We start from the raw sequence: 16,846 nt of genomic DNA, 5'->3' as shown, positions 1-16,846 counted from the left end.
AATGGACGCCGCATTGCATGGCGACAGCGTCACCGCGCTCGGTCAGCACGGCAAGCGCAGCGCCGACAAGCTCGCGCGGATTCCGGTGAAGATCGTGCCGGCCGCGGACGGCGAGGTCTTGCCGAAGCCGCCGTGGCTGCGCGCGAAGCCGATGATGAGCGAGACGGTCGCCGGCATTGCGGCGATCCTGCGCGAGCACCGGTTGCATTCGGTGTGCGAGGAGGCCATGTGTCCGAACATCGGCGAATGTTTTGCGCGGCGCACCGCGACGTTCATGATCATGGGGGGTATCTGTACGCGGCGCTGTGCGTTCTGCGACGTCGCGCACGGGCGCCCCGCGCCGCTCGACGAAGCGGAGCCCGAGCGGCTCGCCGATGCCGTGGCGGCGCTCGGCCTGCGCTATGTCGTGGTGACGTCGGTGGATCGCGATGATCTGCGCGACGGCGGCGCGGCGCATTTTGCGCGCTGCGTGGCGTTGCTGCGCGAGCGCGTGCCGGGCATTCGGGTCGAAGTGCTGACACCGGATTTTCGCGGACGTGTCGCGCGAGCGTTGCTGGCGTTTTCAGACGCGTGGCCCGATGTGTTCAATCACAACCTGGAGACGGTGCCTGCCTTGTATCGTGCCGCGCGAGCGGGCTCGGACTATCAGGGCTCGCTGCAACTGCTCGCGCGCGTCAAGAAGGCGAACGCGACGATGCTGACCAAATCAGGCTTGATGGCCGGATTGGGAGAATCCGACGAAGAACTGCTCGACGCGATGCGCGATCTGCGCGCGCATCACGTGGACATCCTGACGATCGGGCAGTATCTCGCGCCGTCGCGTTTTCATATGCCGGTGCGGCGGTATGTGACGCCGCAACAGTTCGACGCCTGGCGCGAGGCCGGATTGGCAATGGGCTTTCGCGAAGTCGTGGCGGGGCCGCTGGTGCGCTCGTCGTATCGGGCCGACCAGGTTGCCGATATCGCCATGGCGCGCGCAACGCAATGATATGAAGAACGGTTAGAAGGGTTGGCAGCCTCGCTTGCCGTCGCGGACGACAAGCGAGGAGCGCCAATCGCCGTTTCTAAAAGCAGGCGCGGTCCGCCATTTCGCCTGCAACAATCTATGTCGAAATATGTCACGCGGCGCGGAAAACGCCCGCAAACCCTTGTCGCACGGGCTTTGCTCACGGTGAAACAGGGTGACATATCTTCCCGGTCGATTATGTCGGCGTGTCCTTCTATAGTCCGTTTCGTCGCCACGCAGCAGTGACAGAAGTGGCCCGAATCCCAGAAGGACATATCGTGAAAAATCGTTCGTTCGTCGTCCCGGCCACCGCCGCTGCATCTGTCTGCGCTTCCGGCTCCTTGACGGCCCCTTCCTCCGCTCGCGGCGCGCTACGCAAGCTCGTGCTCTCCGCCACGGTTGCCGTGCTCGCGCTCGGCAGCGCATCGGCATTCGCCTGGTCGCAGCACGGCACGGCCTACACGTCGCGCGGCACCTATAACGGCGCGCGCTACGGCTCGTGCGGCGGTGGCAGCTGCTCGCATGCGGGCGGCGTCGCCGGCCCTTACGGCGGTCTCGCGACCAACACCGGCACGGTGACGCGCAATGCGCCGGGCCAGTTCTCGAATTCGGGCACCGCGACGGGACGCTACGGCAACTCCGTCCAGCATGCAGGCGATACCAATTGCGCCGGCGGCACCTGCTCGCATACCGGCACGCTTACCGGACCCGACGGCAAGACGGCGACCACGTCCGGCGATGTCACGAAGAACGGCCCGGGACAGTATTCGTCGTCGGGGTCGGTGACGGGCTCGAACGGCAACACGGTCAACCATTCGGCGTCGACGAACTGCGCCGGCTCGACATGCTCGCGTTCGGGCACCGTGACGGGTTCGGATGGCGGCACCGTCAATCACTCGGGTTCGGCCACGCGTGTCGCGCCGGGCGTCGTGACGACCTCGACGAGCGTGACGGGCACGCACGGCAACACAGTGACGTCGAGTGGAACGGTGGTGGCGACCACGGGTGTCGTCGCGACGGGCGGCACGACGGTGGTGGTGGCGCCGAAGCCGGTCGTGGTTGCTCCGCCGGTGGTCTATGTGCCGCCGCCTCCGGTCGTGGTGACGCCTGCACCGGTGGTGGTGGCGCCGCCGCCTCCGGTTGTGGTGACGCCGGCTCCTGTCGTGGTTGCGCCGAAGCCGGTTGTCGTGACGCCTGCCCCGGTGGTGGTCGCGCCGCCCGTTGCTTATGTGCCGCCGCCGGTCGTCTACGCACCGCCGCCCCTGCCGCATGCTGTGTATGTCGCTCCGCGCGTCGTCTATGTCGCGCCGGCGCCGCGTCCGGTCGTGTGGGTGCCGGGCCACTGGATCGGGCGTGTCTGGGTGCCGGCGCACTGGTCCTGAGGGGGCTGCCATGCGAGTCAAATCCCGGGAGACAGTCGCGGCGCGCCGAGCGTCGCTCAAGGACTCACCGGCACGGCGGTTCTATAAAGCAGGCGCGTTGGCAGCGGTTGTCGTGGCCGCGGGAGCGGCGCTTGCGATGAGCCGCTTCGCCGTGCCAGTGGATACACGTGGAGCGAGTGAACCGTCGCAAGAATGCTCCGCTCGCTACGCCGCGTTGCTCGATCTTGCGGAGTTGGCGAGACGCGATGGCAAATCATCGGAGGTGGTCGTGCGAGGGCTGAGCGACAGAGGCGGCGCGATGAGCGAATGTTTGTCGATGGGCGGTGGCAGGGCGGAATAGCGTTGTGATTGCGGCTCACGTCACTCACTGCGCTCACAGCACCGACAGCACTTGCGCCGCGCACGACACTCACGCTACCAAGAAGATTGCTAAACGCACTAAATAATCAGTGCTGCATTGTCCGATCAGCTCGATTGATTATCCGGGCGAATCAGATTGCGCTCCAGAAATACCGCGCCGGCAATTGGATTGAAGACGTAAGCGGGAATCCGTGCGAAACCCAGCGATGCGTAAAGAACGAGCGCCGCCTGCATGGTAGGAAGCGAGTCGAGACAAATGCGGTGATATCCCGCGTCTCTCGCGATATCGCAAATCCGCGTTGCCAATTGCCTGCCGGCCCGCAGACCGCGTCCCGATGGACGGACATAGAGCCGCTTCATTTCGCACGTGGTGTCGTCGAGACGCCGCATGGCGACGCAGCCAATCAGTTCTTCCCGGTTGTACGCGAGAAGCACCCGGCCGCGCGGTGCGGCGAATTTGCCGGGCAAGCCGGCGAGCTCAGATTCGAAGTTCTGGAAGCCGAGATCGATGTCCAGGCTCCCGGCATATTCGCGGAAGATGGCCCGGACCGTCTCCAGTTGCTGCGGGAATTCGGCGGTGGCGATCTCGATCATGGGTGTTCGTTGGCCGCGCGGTTCTATTGCGGTTCCACCAGCACCAGCGGGAAGCGTATCTCGAACCGGGTGCCCACCCCTTCGCGCGAGACAAAGTCGATCTGCCCGTTCAACACGCGGCACAATTCCTTGACGATAGCGAGACCGAGGCCCGTGCCGGGAATCTCGTCGCCCGCGGCGCGCTCGAATTCGCCGAACACGCGCTCCGCGTCCGATGGCGCGATACCCACGCCGGTATCCGCGACGCGAATCGACCAATGCTCCGCATCGGCCATCGCGAAGCTCAATTCGATTTGCCCCGCCTTCGTGTATTTGATTGCGTTGGACAGCAGATTGACGGCAATCTGTTTGAGCTTGAGACGATTGGAAATGACGGCGGTCAACACGGGATCGCACACCGCGCGCAACGTGAGTCCTTTTGCTTCGGTCGAAGGACGCGACGAGGCGACGAGTTCATCGAATAGCTCGCGCGGCTCGACCTGTTCGAGTGTGAGCGGGGCACCGTCGCCGAGCACCACGGAGTACTCGACCATCTGCTCGACGAGCTCTTTCATGTCGGCGGCCTGACGGTTCGCCAGCGTCAACGCCATTTCGGCTTTTGCCGGCGCGCGCGCGATCAGTTGCAACGCCATGGAAAACGCGTTCAGAAAGTTGCGCAGATCGTGCACCACGCTGCGCGTGATCTGCATGCGCGACTCGTACAGGTCGCTCACCAGCCGCTGCTTCAGCACCAGCTCGTGATTGGCGCGCTCGAGCTGGCCGGTGTACTCGTCGATCTTGCGGTCTCGTTCACTCACTACCTCCTTGATCGACGTGAGCGTAACCATGCTGAACGTTTCGGCGATCAGGCGTCGCGCCCGGCTCTCATGGCGGCGCGTGAAGGTGCTGTCGAGACCGGCGAATTCCTCGAGCGCCGCGGCCAGCACCTGATGGAAAAGATCGAGTTCGCGCACCAGTTCCTCGATGCGATAGCCCTGGCGCCAGCGCACCTTGCCATGCTTTCTCGCATCTCGCTCGATGGCTGTCTCGACCCGTTCGAGATCTTCGACATCGAGCGCCACGCACAGTCCTTCGAGAATTTCCGGCAGATGATCCGCGAGTTGCTGGTAAGTGAGTTTGTCCGCTTCGACGAGATCGGTGTCGCCGAAGACGGCATTCATCCATTGCTCGGTCAGTCGGGTCCGCTCCGCGCGGACGAAGTCGGCAAAATTGCGCAAAGGGCTAACGCGTGTATCGGTCATGATGGCGCAGTGGGATGAAGTTTCTACAAGTGACAAAAGGCTGGCAGCATTCGGACGCGTCCGACCGGACGCGCACGGTGTGTCCGGCAGGCCTATACTCCGGGCCGCCGTGACCGATAGGCCGGGCCGGCAAGCGTTCCGCCATCACGGGCTCCGAAAACGTGGTGGCAGCCGAATATTCGCATCTTTTATCGGTGTAAGTGCGGATAGTGGAACACCCCTTGCGGGGCTGTCGGAAGGTAACAACAACGTCCAACCGGACGTTCAACCCGGCGGCCCCCGATGCACTCAATCTTGCTGGTGGACGACGAGCCGGAAATCCTCGCGGCGTGGCGCCTGATACTCGAGAACGAAGGCTACGAAGTTGCTTGCGCGAGCAACGGCGTGGAGGCGGTCGCACGCGTCGCGGCCCATGTGCCCGCCCTGATCATCACCGACTGGATGATGCCGCTCATGGACGGCGCCGAATTGTGCCGTCGGCTGAAAGCGATGCCGGCGCTCGCCACCGTTCCGATTATCATGCATACCGCCGTTCCGCCAAACGAAAGTGCGGGCAAGAACTGGGATATCTGCTTGAGAAAGCCGGTGGGCGCGACGCTTTTTCTAACGACGGTCGCGCAGCTGTGCAAACCGCGGCCGTGACCCCTAATGGACTCGCGGTGCAACGGGCGATTTCTTCCGAAGCGCGCGTGCCGTTTCTTTGGGGGGGCGGCAATATTGCCCTGCCTATTCCGCGTCGCTGCATCAGTCAGAATTGATCGCCTTCAAAAAATCGACGAACGCGCGCAACGGCGCCGGCAAATGACGACGCCCCGGATAGTAAAGGAACGGGCCTGAAAAACGCTGCCACCACGGCTCCAGAATCGGCTCCAGTGCGCCGCTGTCGAGATGCGGGCGCAGCATGTCTTCAAACAGGTGAACGACACCCACACCGGCGATGGCCGCGCTGACGGCGAGATCGATCGCCGCGCCGGGCCGCACCAGCAGCGGCCCCGATGGATTCAACTGCAACACTTCGCCGTCGCGCTCGAAATACCAGATCGGCATGGCGCCGCCGGCGAACTGACCGCGCAGGCAGGCGTGCGAAAGCAACTCGCTGGGATGACCCGGGCGTCCGTGCGTGTCCAGATAGCCCGGCGCCGCCGCCGTGGCGAAGCGTTGCACGCGCGGCCCGATCGGAATCGCGATCATGTCCTGCTCGAGCCGCTCGTCATAGCGAATCCCGGCGTCGCAGCCGATCGACAGCACGTCCACGAAACCATCCTCGACCACGACCTCGACGCGGATGTCGGGATACGTTTTCAGAAACGCGGCGATGATGCCCGGCAAGACGATGCGAGCAGCGCTCGACGGCACGTTGAGCTTGAGCGTGCCGGCCGGCTTGTCCCGGAACACGTTCAGCACGTCCAGCGCCGCTTCCATTTCGCTGAAGAGCGGCGACAGCTTCTCGATGAGCCGCAAACCGGCCTCGGTTGGCGCCACGCTGCGCGTGGTGCGGTTAAGCAGGCGCAGGCCGAGCTTGGCCTCCAGACGGCGCACGGCGATACTCAAACTCGACGCCGATACGCCGCTGATACGCGCCGCGTCGCGAAAGCCGCCCGCGCGGCTGACTGAGACGAAGGCAGCCAGATCATTCAATTCCATGGCGATTGTGCAAAATTTTTAACAACCCGTACACGTTAGACGGCTTTGTTCAACAGCGCAACCGCGTCCATACTTGCGTTCAACCACTCACCACGGAGCGCATCATGTCGAATCTCAGCACCACGGACACCTTTCCGCTCGCCGGCCGCCCGGTGCACCGCATGGGCTACGGCGCCATGCAACTGGCCGGCCCCGGCGTTTTCGGGCCGCCGAAGGATCGCGACGCGGCGCTCGCGGTGCTGCGCGAAGCGGTGGCGTCGGGCGTCAACCACATCGATACGAGCGACTTTTACGGGCCGTACATTACCAACCAGTTGATCCGTGAAGCGCTGCATCCTTATCCCGCCGACCTCGTGATCGTCACCAAGGTGGGCGCCGTGCGCGGCAGCGACGGCGCGTGGCTGGCGGCGCTCGAACCCGACGATATCGAGCGCGGCGTGCACGACAATCTGCGCAATCTCGGTCTCGACGCGCTGGAGGTCGTCAACATGCGGAACATGGGCGACATTCACGCGCCCGCCGAAGGGTCGATCGAAAAGCAGGTCACGGCGCTGGCCGAACTGCAACAACGTGGACTCGTGCGCCACATCGGCTTGAGCAACGTGACGGCGACGCAGATCGAGGAGGCGCGGCACATCGCGGAGATCGTCTGCGTGCAGAACCACTACAACCTGGTTCACCGGGAGGACGACGCGCTGATCGACCAACTCGCGGGCAAGGGCATCGCGTATGTGCCGTTTTTTCCGCTGGGCGGGTTCACGCCGATTCAGTCGTCCGCGCTCTCGGAGATCGCACAAACACTCGGCGCAACGCCGATGCAAGTGGCGCTCGCATGGCTGTTGCAGCGGGCACCTAACATTCTGCTGATCCCCGGCACGTCGAGCGTCGGGCATCTGCGTGAAAACCTGCAGGCGTCGCAGTTGAAATTGTCCGCCGAGGTTTGCGCGGAACTGGACGCGATCGGCGGTGCCACACGGTTCTAGTCGCGGCGTCATGCTCGGCCTGTTATCCCCGGCGGGACAGAACCAAAGCGAGCCACGGGGGCTATAACTGCCGTGTTCCGGACGATTGATGTCTCACCGGTATCAATCGAGTGATCATTTCCCCCAGGGCGCTGGATCGAAGGCTTGTTTCGCGGCTTCCAAAAACACGCGCTGACGGATCGTCAGCCCCTGCCGCGTGGGCGTGAGGGCAATGACCGGCGCGGGCAGCGACGTCACGAAACTGGTCCAGATTCGCGTTTATATCGTCGATATCGAGTATTGGGCGACGTTCAATGAGATCTATGCGCGTTGGGCTGGAGCGGCGAGGCCCGCTCGCGCGGTGGTTCCGGTTCCCGCGCTGAATTTCGGTCTGAAGATCGAGGTCGAAGCGGTGGCTTGGGTGTAGTCGATCCGATCGAATCGGTGCGCGAGCGTTGGAGAGTGCAATGCGTTTCAGTTCTTACTGGCTGGATACGTCCGAGCCATTTGTCGGCAATTCGCCTGATCTGCATGGCGGACGCTGCAGTATCGGGCCGTTTTGGCGCAGCGTTGCTTCGAACCGGGTAATCCGCGTAATCCGTAAAAAGCGCCGTGCCCACCCTCCCGATGGCACGGCGCTTGTTGCAGTAACCGCGCCTCCCCCCGGTTCTAAAAGTCAGCGACCTTGCCCCATGCCGAGTGGGCAAACCGGGCAGGCCGATACGGGATAGGGTCGACGATCGGCGTCGCACCGGTGGCCAAATCCGCGATCAGATGTCCAGCGCCGGGCCCGATCCCGAACCCGTGACCGGAAAAGCCCGCAGCCAGGATCAATCCGGGTACGCCCGGCACTTCGCCGATACCCGGCACGCCGTCGGGTGTGCTGTCGACGAAGCCTGCCCACGCGTGTGTGATTTTTGCTTTGCCAAGTTCGGGCAGCAGTTCGATGGCGCGGCGGTGCGTTTCCTTCACGGTAGGCAGATCGGGTTTTGGATCCAGAATGCGTACCCGCTCCATGGGTGTGGGCGCGTCGAGCTGCCACCGCTTGAGCGTCTCATGACCGCCGCGCACGCCTTCCAGTCCGCCCGGAAGAAGGTTGCGCCAACGCTTGGCGAACATGGGCACGAATTGCGGGGCGAATCGCAGGAACTGCGGCGTCACGTCCACGCGCGCCCGTCCGCTGATCGCCAGTGCATAGCGTCCGTCGTTTCGGCGGGTGATCGACACGCCGGAAGTGAACAACGCGTCCGGCAAGGGATGCTCGACAGGCGAGACGCTAAGAATAGATTGGCGGATCGATGCCTGGGGAAAGCGGATGCCGAGCTGGCGGCAGAATGCGGACGCCCACGCGCCGCCGGCAAGCACGACTGTCCGGGTCTTGATGACTCCGGCTTCCGTGACGACGCCGCAGACTCGGCCGCCCTCCAGCTCGATGCCGCGCGCCGCGCAGTGTTGCGTAACGCTGCCGCCTAGCTTCATGAGTGCGGTTGCCACGGCGGGCGCGGCTTTCGCGGGGTCCGCCGTGCCGTCACTGGGCGAGAAGACGCCGCCTTTCCAGGCCCGCCCGGTCGCCTTCCCACGCTCGGCGGCTTGCTTGCTGTCGAGCAAGTAGGTCGTCACGCCCGCCGTCTTCGCAAAGTCGCCCCAACTCGCCCAACGGGCCAGCTCCGCGTCGTCATTGCTCAGATACAACAGCCCGCAGCGATGAAACCCCGTGTCCTCACCGGATTCGACGGCAAATCGTTCCCACAGGTCAAGGCTCTTGGTTGCGATCGGCAATTCACGCTCGTCGCGGTTTTGCTGTCGGCACCAGCCCCAATTGCGGCTCGACTGCTCCGCGCCAATCCTTCCCTTTTCGACCAGGGCGACTGAAACGCCGCGCTGGGCCATGTAATAGGCAGCGAAGACACCGATGATGCCGCCTCCGATCACGACCACGTCGGCGACGGCAGGCAGCGTGGGCGAAGTTTGAATGTGAGTCAGCGGAGGGGACATGATCAATTTCGTTCGACTTGAGCCTGGACAGTTTGCGTAACGTAGAACTTCGCCACGCGTTCGCTGCTTTCCCATCCGATCGACGCACCCTGCGGCACGAAGAGCGCGTCGCCGGCGCCGAGCGACAGCACGCTGCCGTCAGGCGCGGCGAATCGCACGCCGCCGGCGAGGAGATGCATGAACTCATTGACGCGATGCGGGCGAACGATCCGATGGTAAGGCGTCGAATCCCACGTGCCCGCTTTGTACTGCGCGTCGTCGTCGGTGAACACATTGTCGCTGCGACATTCGGGAGCCGGGCCCAGCAGTACTTCTGCTGGAAGCGTGGCGGATGGCTTGAAGTCGGCTTCCGCGCGCAACGGGACGAGCCCTGTCTTCGTCGGCCTCTCGCTAGCCGCGGCGCAGAACACGAAAAGCGCGCGCGATTGCGCTCTGAAACGAAGCGCGGTACCCCTGCCGATCACCGCACCCTCTTGCGGACCCAGCACCTGCGGCGCCATGCCGGCCGCTTCGAGCGTGAGCGAGCCTTCCATGACGACGATGGTTTCGATGTGGGGAAAACTCGCCACGTCGAGCTCGCCGATGAAGCTGACACGACCCGCGGCCATCGAGTCGGGTCCTTCCCACGCGATCTCGCGATGGCGTACGAATGGATCGTTCTGGCCGAAACCTCCTCTGCGGAAGGCGGTCGAAACAGGCGCACCATCGGCGCGGTGCAATACGAATGCTGTGGTCACTTCTGCTCCTATGAATTGCGCGGATGATGATTCGTGCATGCAATTATGCGGCGCGAGCATCTCCGGATGATTAACCCTCCAACAAGCGGACGTTAAGTGCCGGTTAATGCAGAAACGCTTGTCGGGGGCCTGGTGGACTGCCGGCACTTCTGCGCGGGCAACGTGCTCGCATCAGGCCGTTTGCCGATGACCAGACACGTTCGCGTGGCCGGTCACGGCGATCACAGTGCGGCAAGCACCGTATTCAACTCCGTCAACAGGCGGTCGGCATCGCTAGCGCCAAAGACGAGCGGCGGGCGGATCTTCAGCACACTCGCGTCCGGCCCGGTCGCGGAAATCAGCACGCGCCGCTGGCGCAAGCCGTTGACGATCTTGAGCGCCGTCGCGATGTCGGTGTCCTTCTTCGCTCGATCGCGCACGATCTCGACGCCGAAATACAGGCCCGTGCCGCGTACGTCGCCGATGCATTCGTATTTCCTTGCCAGTGCGTTCAAGCCCTCGAGGAGGATCGCGCCGACCCGCTGCGCGTTGTCGAGCACGTGCTCGTCGCGCAGCACGTCGAGCGTGGCCTGCGCGGCCGCGATCGCAACCGAATTGCCGCCGAAGGTATTGAAGTAGCGCATGTCCTGCCCGAAGCCTGCGACGACCTCGGGGCGCACGACCAGGCCCGCGACCGGATAGCCGTTGCCCATTGGTTTGCCGAGCGTAACGATGTCGGGCACGACGCCATGGCGCTCATGCCCCCACATATGCGTACCGCTGCGCCCGAAGCCGGACTGCACCTCGTCCGCGATGAACAGGCCGCCGGCGCGGCGCACCACCTCGGCTACCGGCGCGAGTACATCGGTCGGGTGGGCGAACACGCCATCCGATGAGAAGAATGAATCGGCGATGAATGCCGCCAGACCGCCGCCGTGACGGCGGATGTCCTCGATCTGCAACTCAACCTGTCCGGCCATTTGCTGACCGATCTCCGACGGCGTCATCCGGTACGAGTCGGGAGCGGGCACCGTGCGCACGTAGGGACCCAGCAAGGCCCTGCGGCCCAGCGACGGCGAAAAGCTCGAAGTGAGATGCGAGTTGCCGTGATAGGCCTCGCTGGTCACGATCACGCCGGTCTTGCCGGTGTACTGCATCGCGATGCGCGTGGCCAGGTCGTTGGCCTCGGAGCCGGTGCACGTAAACATCATCTGGCCCGCGCGGATCGACGTGTTGAAGGTCGAGAGCAGGTCCTCGGCGTAGTCGAGGATCGGCTCCTGCATGTAGCGGGTATGCGTGCAGAGCGTCGAGAGCTGGCGGATGACGGCATCGACGATGCGCGGATTGGCGTGCCCGACGCAGACGACATTGTTGTAGGCATCGAGATAGTCGTTGCCCTGGTCGTCGTATAGATAGACCTTCTCGCCGCGCACGATTTTGACGGGCTCGGCGTAGAACAATCGATACGACGGACTGAGCAGCCGTAAGCGGCGCGCGATGTGCCGTTGCGTGCCGGCGTCGAGGTGGTCGAGCGACGACGGATTGAAGCCGTTCGGCATGTCGCCGCGCAGTGCGTCGTGGGGTTTGCCGCTACCGGCGGCCTCGGTTTGGGCGGCCGGCTGCGACGTGCTGGTAGTGTTCATAAGGGCGGTCAGAATCGGAGAGGTGAGCGGTGCGATGGAAGAACTAGAGCAAGGCGTTGGAAACAGTCTCAGGGTCGCGCTGCATGAACCAGCGCAAATGCTCCCATCCCGGCCGTGTGAAACGCAGGATGTAGGCTTCGTTTTCCGGGAACAGCAGGGCGCGCCATGAAGTCAGCAACGCTCGCGCCGCGACGCGCGCCATGGCCAGGTGCGGGATCAGGAGCAGTTCGTCGCGGCTGAGTTCGGCACGCGCAAGATAGCCGCGCAGCAGGTCGCGCGCGTCGGCGAACAGATCGTGCGGGCCGTCGGCATCGAAGTCGAGCGGAAACTGGTTCATTACCGCCGTGGCGACGTCGATCGCTACCGCTGTGTGCACGGTGTCGCCGAAGTCGATGATTCCGCTGACGAAGTTCCGGCCGCCCGGGTTGGCGACGATGTTCGAGCGGTTGAAGTCGTTGTGTACGACCTGCGCGGGACAGTGCCGCAGGGCCGGCTCGATCGCGGCGAAGCGCGCGAACGCCTCCGCGATAAAGGCGCGATGCGAAGGATCGGCGATATGTGCTTGCAGCCCCGTTAGACTCGCCAGATGCTTGACGTCCCAGGCGAGTACGCGGTGCTGATGCGGATGGCGGAAACCGGCCATGGCCGCTTGCAGTCGCGCCAGCATCTCACCGATCTCGTAGTGATCGACCGCGCTCCCGTGCAGCGCGTCCAGCGGCATGCCTTCGAGGTAGCTGTAGAGCCTCGCCGTGCGATACGGCTGCGGGGGCGACGCCACGGGTACGACGAATTGCCCGTCGATACCCGGCAGCACGCGCGGCACCGGCAAGTCGGGCGCGACGGCGGCAACATGGCGCATCGCGGCGACCTGCAAGTCGAGTTCTTCGGGCGTCTCGCCGGGGTTCGAGATTTTCAGCACGTATCGCGCGCCGTCGCTTGCGTCGATGCGGAACGTGTCGTCCTTCTCGGTCGCAAACCGTGTAGCCGCGCCGTCGATGCCGTAAACACGGCGCGTGATCGCGAGCGCATCGAATGTATTCAAGCGTGGGAAGCTGACCGATAGGCCGCTCCCCAACAGGGTATCGAGCGCAACGGCGGACGTTGTGCATAAGCTTGCGGAAGGGCTGGACGTGAACATGGGCAATGCGGCGCGAGAAGGGTGGACTGCAGTGGAGCAGGACGTTTCCGACGCGCTGTCGAGCTGGGGACAGACGTCAGATCGGTCGCGCGATGCGAATCCCCGGCCGCCGTCGAACACGGCGGTCAAGGAGGCGCAAATCGCTTACAGGCCAAGCTGCTCGGCCAATTCGACGATGCTCCTGACCGCCGTATAACCGTATTCCGGCGCTTCCGGTTCATGGCCGCGCAGCACGTGCGCCTTATGCACGATGCCGAGATCGTGCGCGGTCATCAGGTCGTAGCGCGGGCTCGACGAGACGTGCAGGATTTCGTGAGGCTGCACGTCGAGCTTCTTGAACATGTATTCGAAGCCTTGCATACGCGGCTTGTAGGCCTGCGCATCTTCGGCCGTGATGACGGCGTGAAACGGAGCCCCGAGCTTTTCGATGTTGCTCGCGATCTGCGCGTTGTCCGCGTTGGTCAGGCCCACCAGCCTGTATTTCTTCGCGAGGCGCGAGAGACCTTCCGGGACGTCCGGATGCGGGCCCCACGTCGGCACTGCGAGGTAGAACTTTTCGGCCTCGCTTTCGGCGAACGGCACGTCCGTGCGTTCGCAGGTGCGGCGCACGGCATTCAGGACGACCTGGCGGTAGGGTTTCCAGGCGCCGAGCACTTCGTCGCGGCGATAGGCGGCGAACAGCTTGACGAAGTTTTCCAGAGCGTCGCCGTGGAGGCGGTTCCCGTAGATTTCGCGCGCCGTGTCGGCCATGCGAAAGTTGACCAGGGTGCCGTAGCAGTCGAACGTGATGAATTTCGGCTCGAAGTCGATCATGTCTTCAGTCTCGATGAGTGACGAATCCCAAGGGACTCTTGAATGAAAGGCTTGCCGCACACCAGTTCAGGCAAGCACCGATGGAAATGTCGGTAGATGAAATTTAAACGGGAATGACTTCGCTACTAAACCGAATTAAGGACGGAAAAAAACAGGTTTTTACCCGTTGTTGATGGGATTCACGGCAGTTCCTGCGGCGAGGTGTGACGCGATGCAAAATCAGGAACAAATAGCAGGATCGTCTTATCGTCGGGCGTGCGTGCCGGGCTACTATTGAGCTCGTGGAGTACGCCGAGGCGCTCGTATGGAGGCGCCTGACGGAGAGGAGGCAGGGCGGGGATGAAAACGGATTGCACACTCGACCGGCTGGACTTGCGCATTCTCGCCGAGTTGCAAATGCGCGGCCGCATGACCAACGTGGAACTGTCCGACGCTGTTGGACTGTCGCCCAGCCCATGCCTGACGCGCGTCAAACGGCTCGAGACGGCCGGCTTTATCGTGGGTTACGGCGCGCTGTTGAAGATCGAGAAGCTCGGTGATGTCCAGATCGTGTTCGCCAAGATCACACTCGCGGATCATCGCCGCGAAGACTTCGTGCGTTTTATCGACGCCATTCGCGACATCGAGGAGATCCTGGAGTGCCATCACGCGACGGGCGGCTACGACTATCTGCTCAAGTTCGTGACGCGCGACATCGCGCACTACCACAGCGTGATCGAGGGGCTGCTCGAGCGCGACATCGGGATCCAGACGTACTTCAGCTACGTGATCGTCGAATCGCCCATCGTCAGGAAGCGCGGTCGTCTCGAGGCCCTCTTTACCGCGAAGTGAGGCTGTCGCCGCCCGTCATGCGGTCACGCCCTCGATTTTGAAGATCGTATCGATCCGGGCGGCCGGCAGCAGCCGGTCGCGATCGCACCATCGCTCGCGAAGCCAAGCTGACGAGATCGTATGTTTCGCTGAAATTTGGTTGTAAGTCGCCATTGCTAGAGTCGTCGACAGAATTTTGCCGCCGTATGCCGGACAGTTTTCTTCGGACTTCTGGAAAGGGAAGAGCGACAAACCATGAATAAAGCTCGTACGTTCTGGCTCGTTCTGACGCTGCTCTTTACGGCGCCTGCGTGGGCGTTTCAGTCGCGGGTCGTCGTCATTCCGAGCGCGGCCATGCATAAGTCGCTCGAAGCGACGGTCGTGCTGCCCGATCAATATGCGCGCGGCAAGGCGGCCGACCGCTTTCCGGTCGTCTATCTACTGCACGGTTCGGGCGGCGACTACACCGACTGGACCACGAATTCGCAGATCGGCAAGCTGGCCGACCGCTATCACGTGATCCTCGTGATGCCCGACGGCGGCCACGAAAGCTGGTATATCGACAGCCCGGTCGATCCTCACAGCCGTTACGAAACTTATGTGGGCACCGAGGTGGTGGGTTACGTCGACGCGCATTTCCGCACGATCGCGACACGTCAGGCGCGCGCCATTACCGGCTTGAGCATGGGCGGCTTCGGCGCCTTGCATATCGCCCTGCACCGGCCGGACGAATTCGGCGCCGCGGGCAGCATCAGCGGCGCCGTGGATCCGCGTGGCTGCGAAGATGAGCCCGGCATCGACCAGGTATTTGGCGATCCGATGCGGCATGCGGACTTCTGGAACAACGAGGCGATCGTCGAGAACGCGCGCAGTTTCGGCAACGCGCATATCGCGCTCACGATCGACTGCGGAGTCAACGACTCCCTGGTGCAATCGAACCGCACGCTGCATGAGCGGCTGGTCGAACTCGGCGTGCCGCACGACTACGCGGAACGGCCCGGCGGCCACACCTGGAAGTACTGGGCCAACGCGGTGCAGTATCAGGTGCTGTTTTTCGCCGGGGCATTCAAACGCAACGGCGCCATGGCGGCAAGCGCCGCGGCTTGATGAGACTGTGCTGGTGTGCGGCGGACCGGTTTCAAAGAGCCGCCCACTGATCCATCAATCGATGCCGTGAAACACCGCATCGTCCGGGCCGAGATAGGCGGGCGGGCGCCATGCGGCATCGCGCATGGAATGCTGGACCAGTTTCTCGACGCCCAGCAGTACCGCGAAAATCGCCATCCGCACCGGAATGCCGTTGTCGGTTTGCCGGAAAATCGCCAGCCGTGAATCGTGATTCAGGTCAACGCTCAGATCGTTCGCGCCCGGCCGGCTGTCGCGCGGCAGCGGGTGCATGATCAGCGTATCGGCGCCGCATACGCTGTCCACCAGCGCCTGGTTGATCTGGAAATCCGGCGTGTAGCCTTCGAACGATTCGTCGGTGAAGCGCTCTTTCTGAATGCGCGTGGCGTACACGACGTCGGCGCCGCGCAGCCCGGTGGTCAGATCGGTGGTCTGTTCGATCACGTGATCGTTACGCGAGATGTGCTCGATGATATAGCTCGGCATTTCGAGCATGGGCGGCGAGATCAGCGTGAACTTGATGCCGCGGTACAGCGCCAGCAGCTTGACCAGCGAGTGCACGGTGCGCCCGTATTTGAGGTCGCCGACCAGCGCGATATGCGCACCGTCGACGATCTTGCCCAGGCGCGAGAACTCGCGCTGGATCGTGTACAGATCGAGCAGCGCCTGGCTCGGGTGCTCGCCCGGACCGTCGCCGCCGTTGATGACCGGCACGTTGGTGGCGCGCGCGAATTCGGCCACCGAGCCTTGCTCCGGATGGCGGATCACCAGCGCGTCCACGTAGCCGCTCATCACGCGACTGGTGTCGTAGATCGACTCGCCCTTGGCCATCGACGAAAACGTGAAGCCGGTGGTGTCGCAAACGGAGCCGCCCAGCCGGCAGAATGCCGCGCCGAAGCTCACGCGGGTGCGCGTGCTCGCCTCGAAGAACAGATTGCCGAGCACCGCGCCTTCCAGCACGCGGGAGATTTTGCGGCGCCGGGCGATCGGCTGCATGATGTCGGCCACGCGAAACAGCGCTTCCACCGAGTCGCGCGAGAACTGATCCACCGAGAGCAGTTGCGGCTTGCCCTCGAATAGCATCTGGCTGGCGAGCGATTGCGCGTCTACGCTTTGCGTATATTTTTCGCCCGGTTCGCCGTGCACCACGATTTCCGACACGAAGCGCTCGACGATCTCCGGCATGGCCCGCGATTCCTGCGAGTCGTCCGGCAGCAGCCACGTGTCGAGCGCCCGGCGCGACACGCCGATGCGGCTCGCGAATGTGTCGCGCGTCATGTTCAGGCGACGCATGGCATCGCGTAGGAAGGCTTGTTGCGGGACGCTCATGGGGCACCTGTCGGAAGAGGGAATGGCGGGCTGATGTACGCGGTGCGTATATTAGTTTTCCTGCGGCAGATGTCAAGCAATTTCGAGA

General features: G+C 63.5%; 16 protein-coding genes and 2 pseudogenes. 7 read left to right on the top strand and 11 right to left on the bottom strand.

Translation table 11 applies throughout. The annotated features are described in order from the left end of the window. Position 1: 1 nt before the first annotated feature. Both lipA and B0G81_RS14455 read left to right on the top strand, forming a co-directional pair. Positions 2-988: a lipoyl synthase gene (gene lipA, locus B0G81_RS14460; RefSeq protein WP_134136636.1), complete on the top strand. Its 987-nt coding sequence runs from the start codon at positions 2-4 to the stop codon at positions 986-988. Between the two features lie 296 nt (positions 989-1,284). After that, positions 1,285-2,388: a hypothetical protein gene (locus B0G81_RS14455; protein WP_134136633.1), complete on the top strand. Its 1,104-nt coding sequence runs from the start codon at positions 1,285-1,287 to the stop codon at positions 2,386-2,388. Positions 2,389-2,853: 465 nt separating this feature from the next. Here B0G81_RS14455 and B0G81_RS14445 read toward each other — a convergent pair whose 3' ends face one another. After that, positions 2,854-3,342 (bottom strand): GNAT family N-acetyltransferase, encoded by a 489-nt coding sequence (locus tag B0G81_RS14445; protein WP_134136626.1) that lies wholly within the window; start codon positions 3,340-3,342, stop codon positions 2,854-2,856. Between the two features lie 23 nt (positions 3,343-3,365). Continuing rightward, a complete protein-coding gene (locus B0G81_RS14440) occupies positions 3,366-4,583 on the bottom strand; it encodes a sensor histidine kinase (RefSeq protein WP_134136623.1) in 1,218 nt (405 codons plus the stop codon). 300 nt (positions 4,584-4,883) lie between these two features. Here B0G81_RS14440 and B0G81_RS14435 point away from each other — a divergent pair, with 300 nt between their 5' ends. Next, positions 4,884-5,225, top strand: a complete 342-nt coding sequence (locus tag B0G81_RS14435; protein ID WP_243856768.1) for a response regulator — start codon at positions 4,884-4,886, stop codon at positions 5,223-5,225. A 102-nt stretch (positions 5,226-5,327) separates the two neighbouring features. On the opposite strand, the gene B0G81_RS14430 is transcribed toward B0G81_RS14435, so the two are convergent. Continuing rightward, positions 5,328-6,227 carry a LysR family transcriptional regulator gene (locus tag B0G81_RS14430; protein WP_134136616.1) on the bottom strand — a complete coding sequence of 300 codons (900 nt, stop codon included), beginning with the start codon at positions 6,225-6,227 and terminating at the stop codon, positions 5,328-5,330. Between the two features lie 104 nt (positions 6,228-6,331). Here B0G81_RS14430 and B0G81_RS14425 point away from each other — a divergent pair, with 104 nt between their 5' ends. Continuing rightward, positions 6,332-7,210 (top strand): aldo/keto reductase family oxidoreductase, encoded by an 879-nt coding sequence (locus tag B0G81_RS14425; RefSeq protein WP_134136613.1) that lies wholly within the window; start codon positions 6,332-6,334, stop codon positions 7,208-7,210. A gap of 114 nt (positions 7,211-7,324) precedes the next feature. Here B0G81_RS14425 and B0G81_RS44615 read toward each other — a convergent pair. After that, positions 7,325-7,435: pseudogene (locus B0G81_RS44615) on the bottom strand (LysR family transcriptional regulator); the annotation flags it as partial. Between B0G81_RS44615 and B0G81_RS14415 the strand changes: the two are divergent. Continuing rightward, positions 7,419-7,616: pseudogene (locus B0G81_RS14415) on the top strand (RidA family protein); the annotation flags it as partial. The pseudogenes B0G81_RS44615 and B0G81_RS14415 sit on opposite strands and share 17 nt — an antisense overlap. Positions 7,617-7,858: 242 nt before the next feature. Here B0G81_RS14415 and B0G81_RS14405 read toward each other — a convergent pair. The 5 genes from B0G81_RS14405 to B0G81_RS14385 form a co-directional block, all read right to left on the bottom strand. Beyond that, on the bottom strand, positions 7,859-9,184 hold the full coding sequence (locus B0G81_RS14405; protein ID WP_134136608.1) for an FAD-binding oxidoreductase: 1,326 nt from the start codon (positions 9,182-9,184) through the stop codon (positions 7,859-7,861). A 2-nt stretch (positions 9,185-9,186) separates the two neighbouring features. Further along, positions 9,187-9,921 carry a cupin domain-containing protein gene (locus B0G81_RS14400; RefSeq protein WP_134136606.1) on the bottom strand — a complete coding sequence of 245 codons (735 nt, stop codon included), beginning with the start codon at positions 9,919-9,921 and terminating at the stop codon, positions 9,187-9,189. A gap of 221 nt (positions 9,922-10,142) precedes the next feature. After that, on the bottom strand, positions 10,143-11,459 hold the full coding sequence (locus B0G81_RS14395; RefSeq protein WP_166679138.1) for an aspartate aminotransferase family protein: 1,317 nt from the start codon (positions 11,457-11,459) through the stop codon (positions 10,143-10,145). Between the two features lie 127 nt (positions 11,460-11,586). Then, positions 11,587-12,585 carry a phosphotransferase gene (locus B0G81_RS14390; protein ID WP_208328534.1) on the bottom strand — a complete coding sequence of 333 codons (999 nt, stop codon included), beginning with the start codon at positions 12,583-12,585 and terminating at the stop codon, positions 11,587-11,589. A 240-nt stretch (positions 12,586-12,825) separates the two neighbouring features. Further along, the gene (locus B0G81_RS14385; RefSeq protein WP_134136594.1) at positions 12,826-13,494 is read right to left on the bottom strand and encodes a haloacid dehalogenase type II; all 669 of its coding nucleotides are present in this window, start codon (positions 13,492-13,494) and stop codon (positions 12,826-12,828) included. Positions 13,495-13,833: 339 nt separating this feature from the next. Here B0G81_RS14385 and B0G81_RS14380 point away from each other — a divergent pair, with 339 nt between their 5' ends. Continuing rightward, positions 13,834-14,325, top strand: coding sequence for an Lrp/AsnC ligand binding domain-containing protein (locus tag B0G81_RS14380; protein ID WP_134136590.1), 492 nt, complete (start codon positions 13,834-13,836; stop codon positions 14,323-14,325). Positions 14,326-14,340: 15 nt separating this feature from the next. Here B0G81_RS14380 and B0G81_RS43635 read toward each other — a convergent pair whose 3' ends face one another. Further along, complete coding sequence (locus tag B0G81_RS43635) at positions 14,341-14,478, bottom strand: hypothetical protein (protein ID WP_166678994.1); 138 nt, start codon at positions 14,476-14,478, stop codon at positions 14,341-14,343. An 81-nt stretch (positions 14,479-14,559) separates the two neighbouring features. Between B0G81_RS43635 and B0G81_RS14375 the strand changes: the two genes are divergently transcribed. Then, positions 14,560-15,411 carry an alpha/beta hydrolase family protein gene (locus B0G81_RS14375; RefSeq protein ID WP_134136585.1) on the top strand — a complete coding sequence of 284 codons (852 nt, stop codon included), beginning with the start codon at positions 14,560-14,562 and terminating at the stop codon, positions 15,409-15,411. Between the two features lie 54 nt (positions 15,412-15,465). Here the strand turns inward: B0G81_RS14375 and B0G81_RS14370 are convergent, their stop codons facing one another. Then, positions 15,466-16,758 (bottom strand): aspartate carbamoyltransferase, encoded by a 1,293-nt coding sequence (locus B0G81_RS14370; protein WP_134136581.1) that lies wholly within the window; start codon positions 16,756-16,758, stop codon positions 15,466-15,468. Positions 16,759-16,846: the final 88 nt, after the last annotated feature.

This window comes from Paraburkholderia sp. BL6665CI2N2, assembly GCF_004366535.1.
Classification (GTDB): Bacteria; Pseudomonadota; Gammaproteobacteria; order Burkholderiales; family Burkholderiaceae; genus Paraburkholderia.
This window is presented reverse-complemented; position numbering and strand designations above follow the sequence as displayed.

What these genes read in the sequence shown, in the direction of transcription:
- lipA (WP_134136636.1), top strand. Translation starts at nt 2, where the DNA reads ATGGACGCCGCATTGCATGGCGACAGCGTCACCGCGCTCGGTCAGCAC.
- B0G81_RS14445 (WP_134136626.1), bottom strand. Translation starts at nt 3,342, where the DNA reads ATGATCGAGATCGCCACCGCCGAATTCCCGCAGCAACTGGAGACGGTC.
- B0G81_RS14440 (WP_134136623.1), bottom strand. Translation starts at nt 4,583, where the DNA reads ATGACCGATACACGCGTTAGCCCTTTGCGCAATTTTGCCGACTTCGTC.
- B0G81_RS14430 (WP_134136616.1), bottom strand. Translation starts at nt 6,227, where the DNA reads ATGGAATTGAATGATCTGGCTGCCTTCGTCTCAGTCAGCCGCGCGGGC.
- B0G81_RS14425 (WP_134136613.1), top strand. Translation starts at nt 6,332, where the DNA reads ATGTCGAATCTCAGCACCACGGACACCTTTCCGCTCGCCGGCCGCCCG.
- B0G81_RS14405 (WP_134136608.1), bottom strand. Translation starts at nt 9,184, where the DNA reads ATGTCCCCTCCGCTGACTCACATTCAAACTTCGCCCACGCTGCCTGCC.
- B0G81_RS14395 (WP_166679138.1), bottom strand. Translation starts at nt 11,459, where the DNA reads ATGCCGAACGGCTTCAATCCGTCGTCGCTCGACCACCTCGACGCCGGC.
- B0G81_RS14385 (WP_134136594.1), bottom strand. Translation starts at nt 13,494, where the DNA reads ATGATCGACTTCGAGCCGAAATTCATCACGTTCGACTGCTACGGCACC.
- B0G81_RS14380 (WP_134136590.1), top strand. Translation starts at nt 13,834, where the DNA reads ATGAAAACGGATTGCACACTCGACCGGCTGGACTTGCGCATTCTCGCC.
- B0G81_RS43635 (WP_166678994.1), bottom strand. Translation starts at nt 14,478, where the DNA reads ATGGCGACTTACAACCAAATTTCAGCGAAACATACGATCTCGTCAGCT.
- B0G81_RS14375 (WP_134136585.1), top strand. Translation starts at nt 14,560, where the DNA reads ATGAATAAAGCTCGTACGTTCTGGCTCGTTCTGACGCTGCTCTTTACG.
- B0G81_RS14370 (WP_134136581.1), bottom strand. Translation starts at nt 16,758, where the DNA reads ATGAGCGTCCCGCAACAAGCCTTCCTACGCGATGCCATGCGTCGCCTG.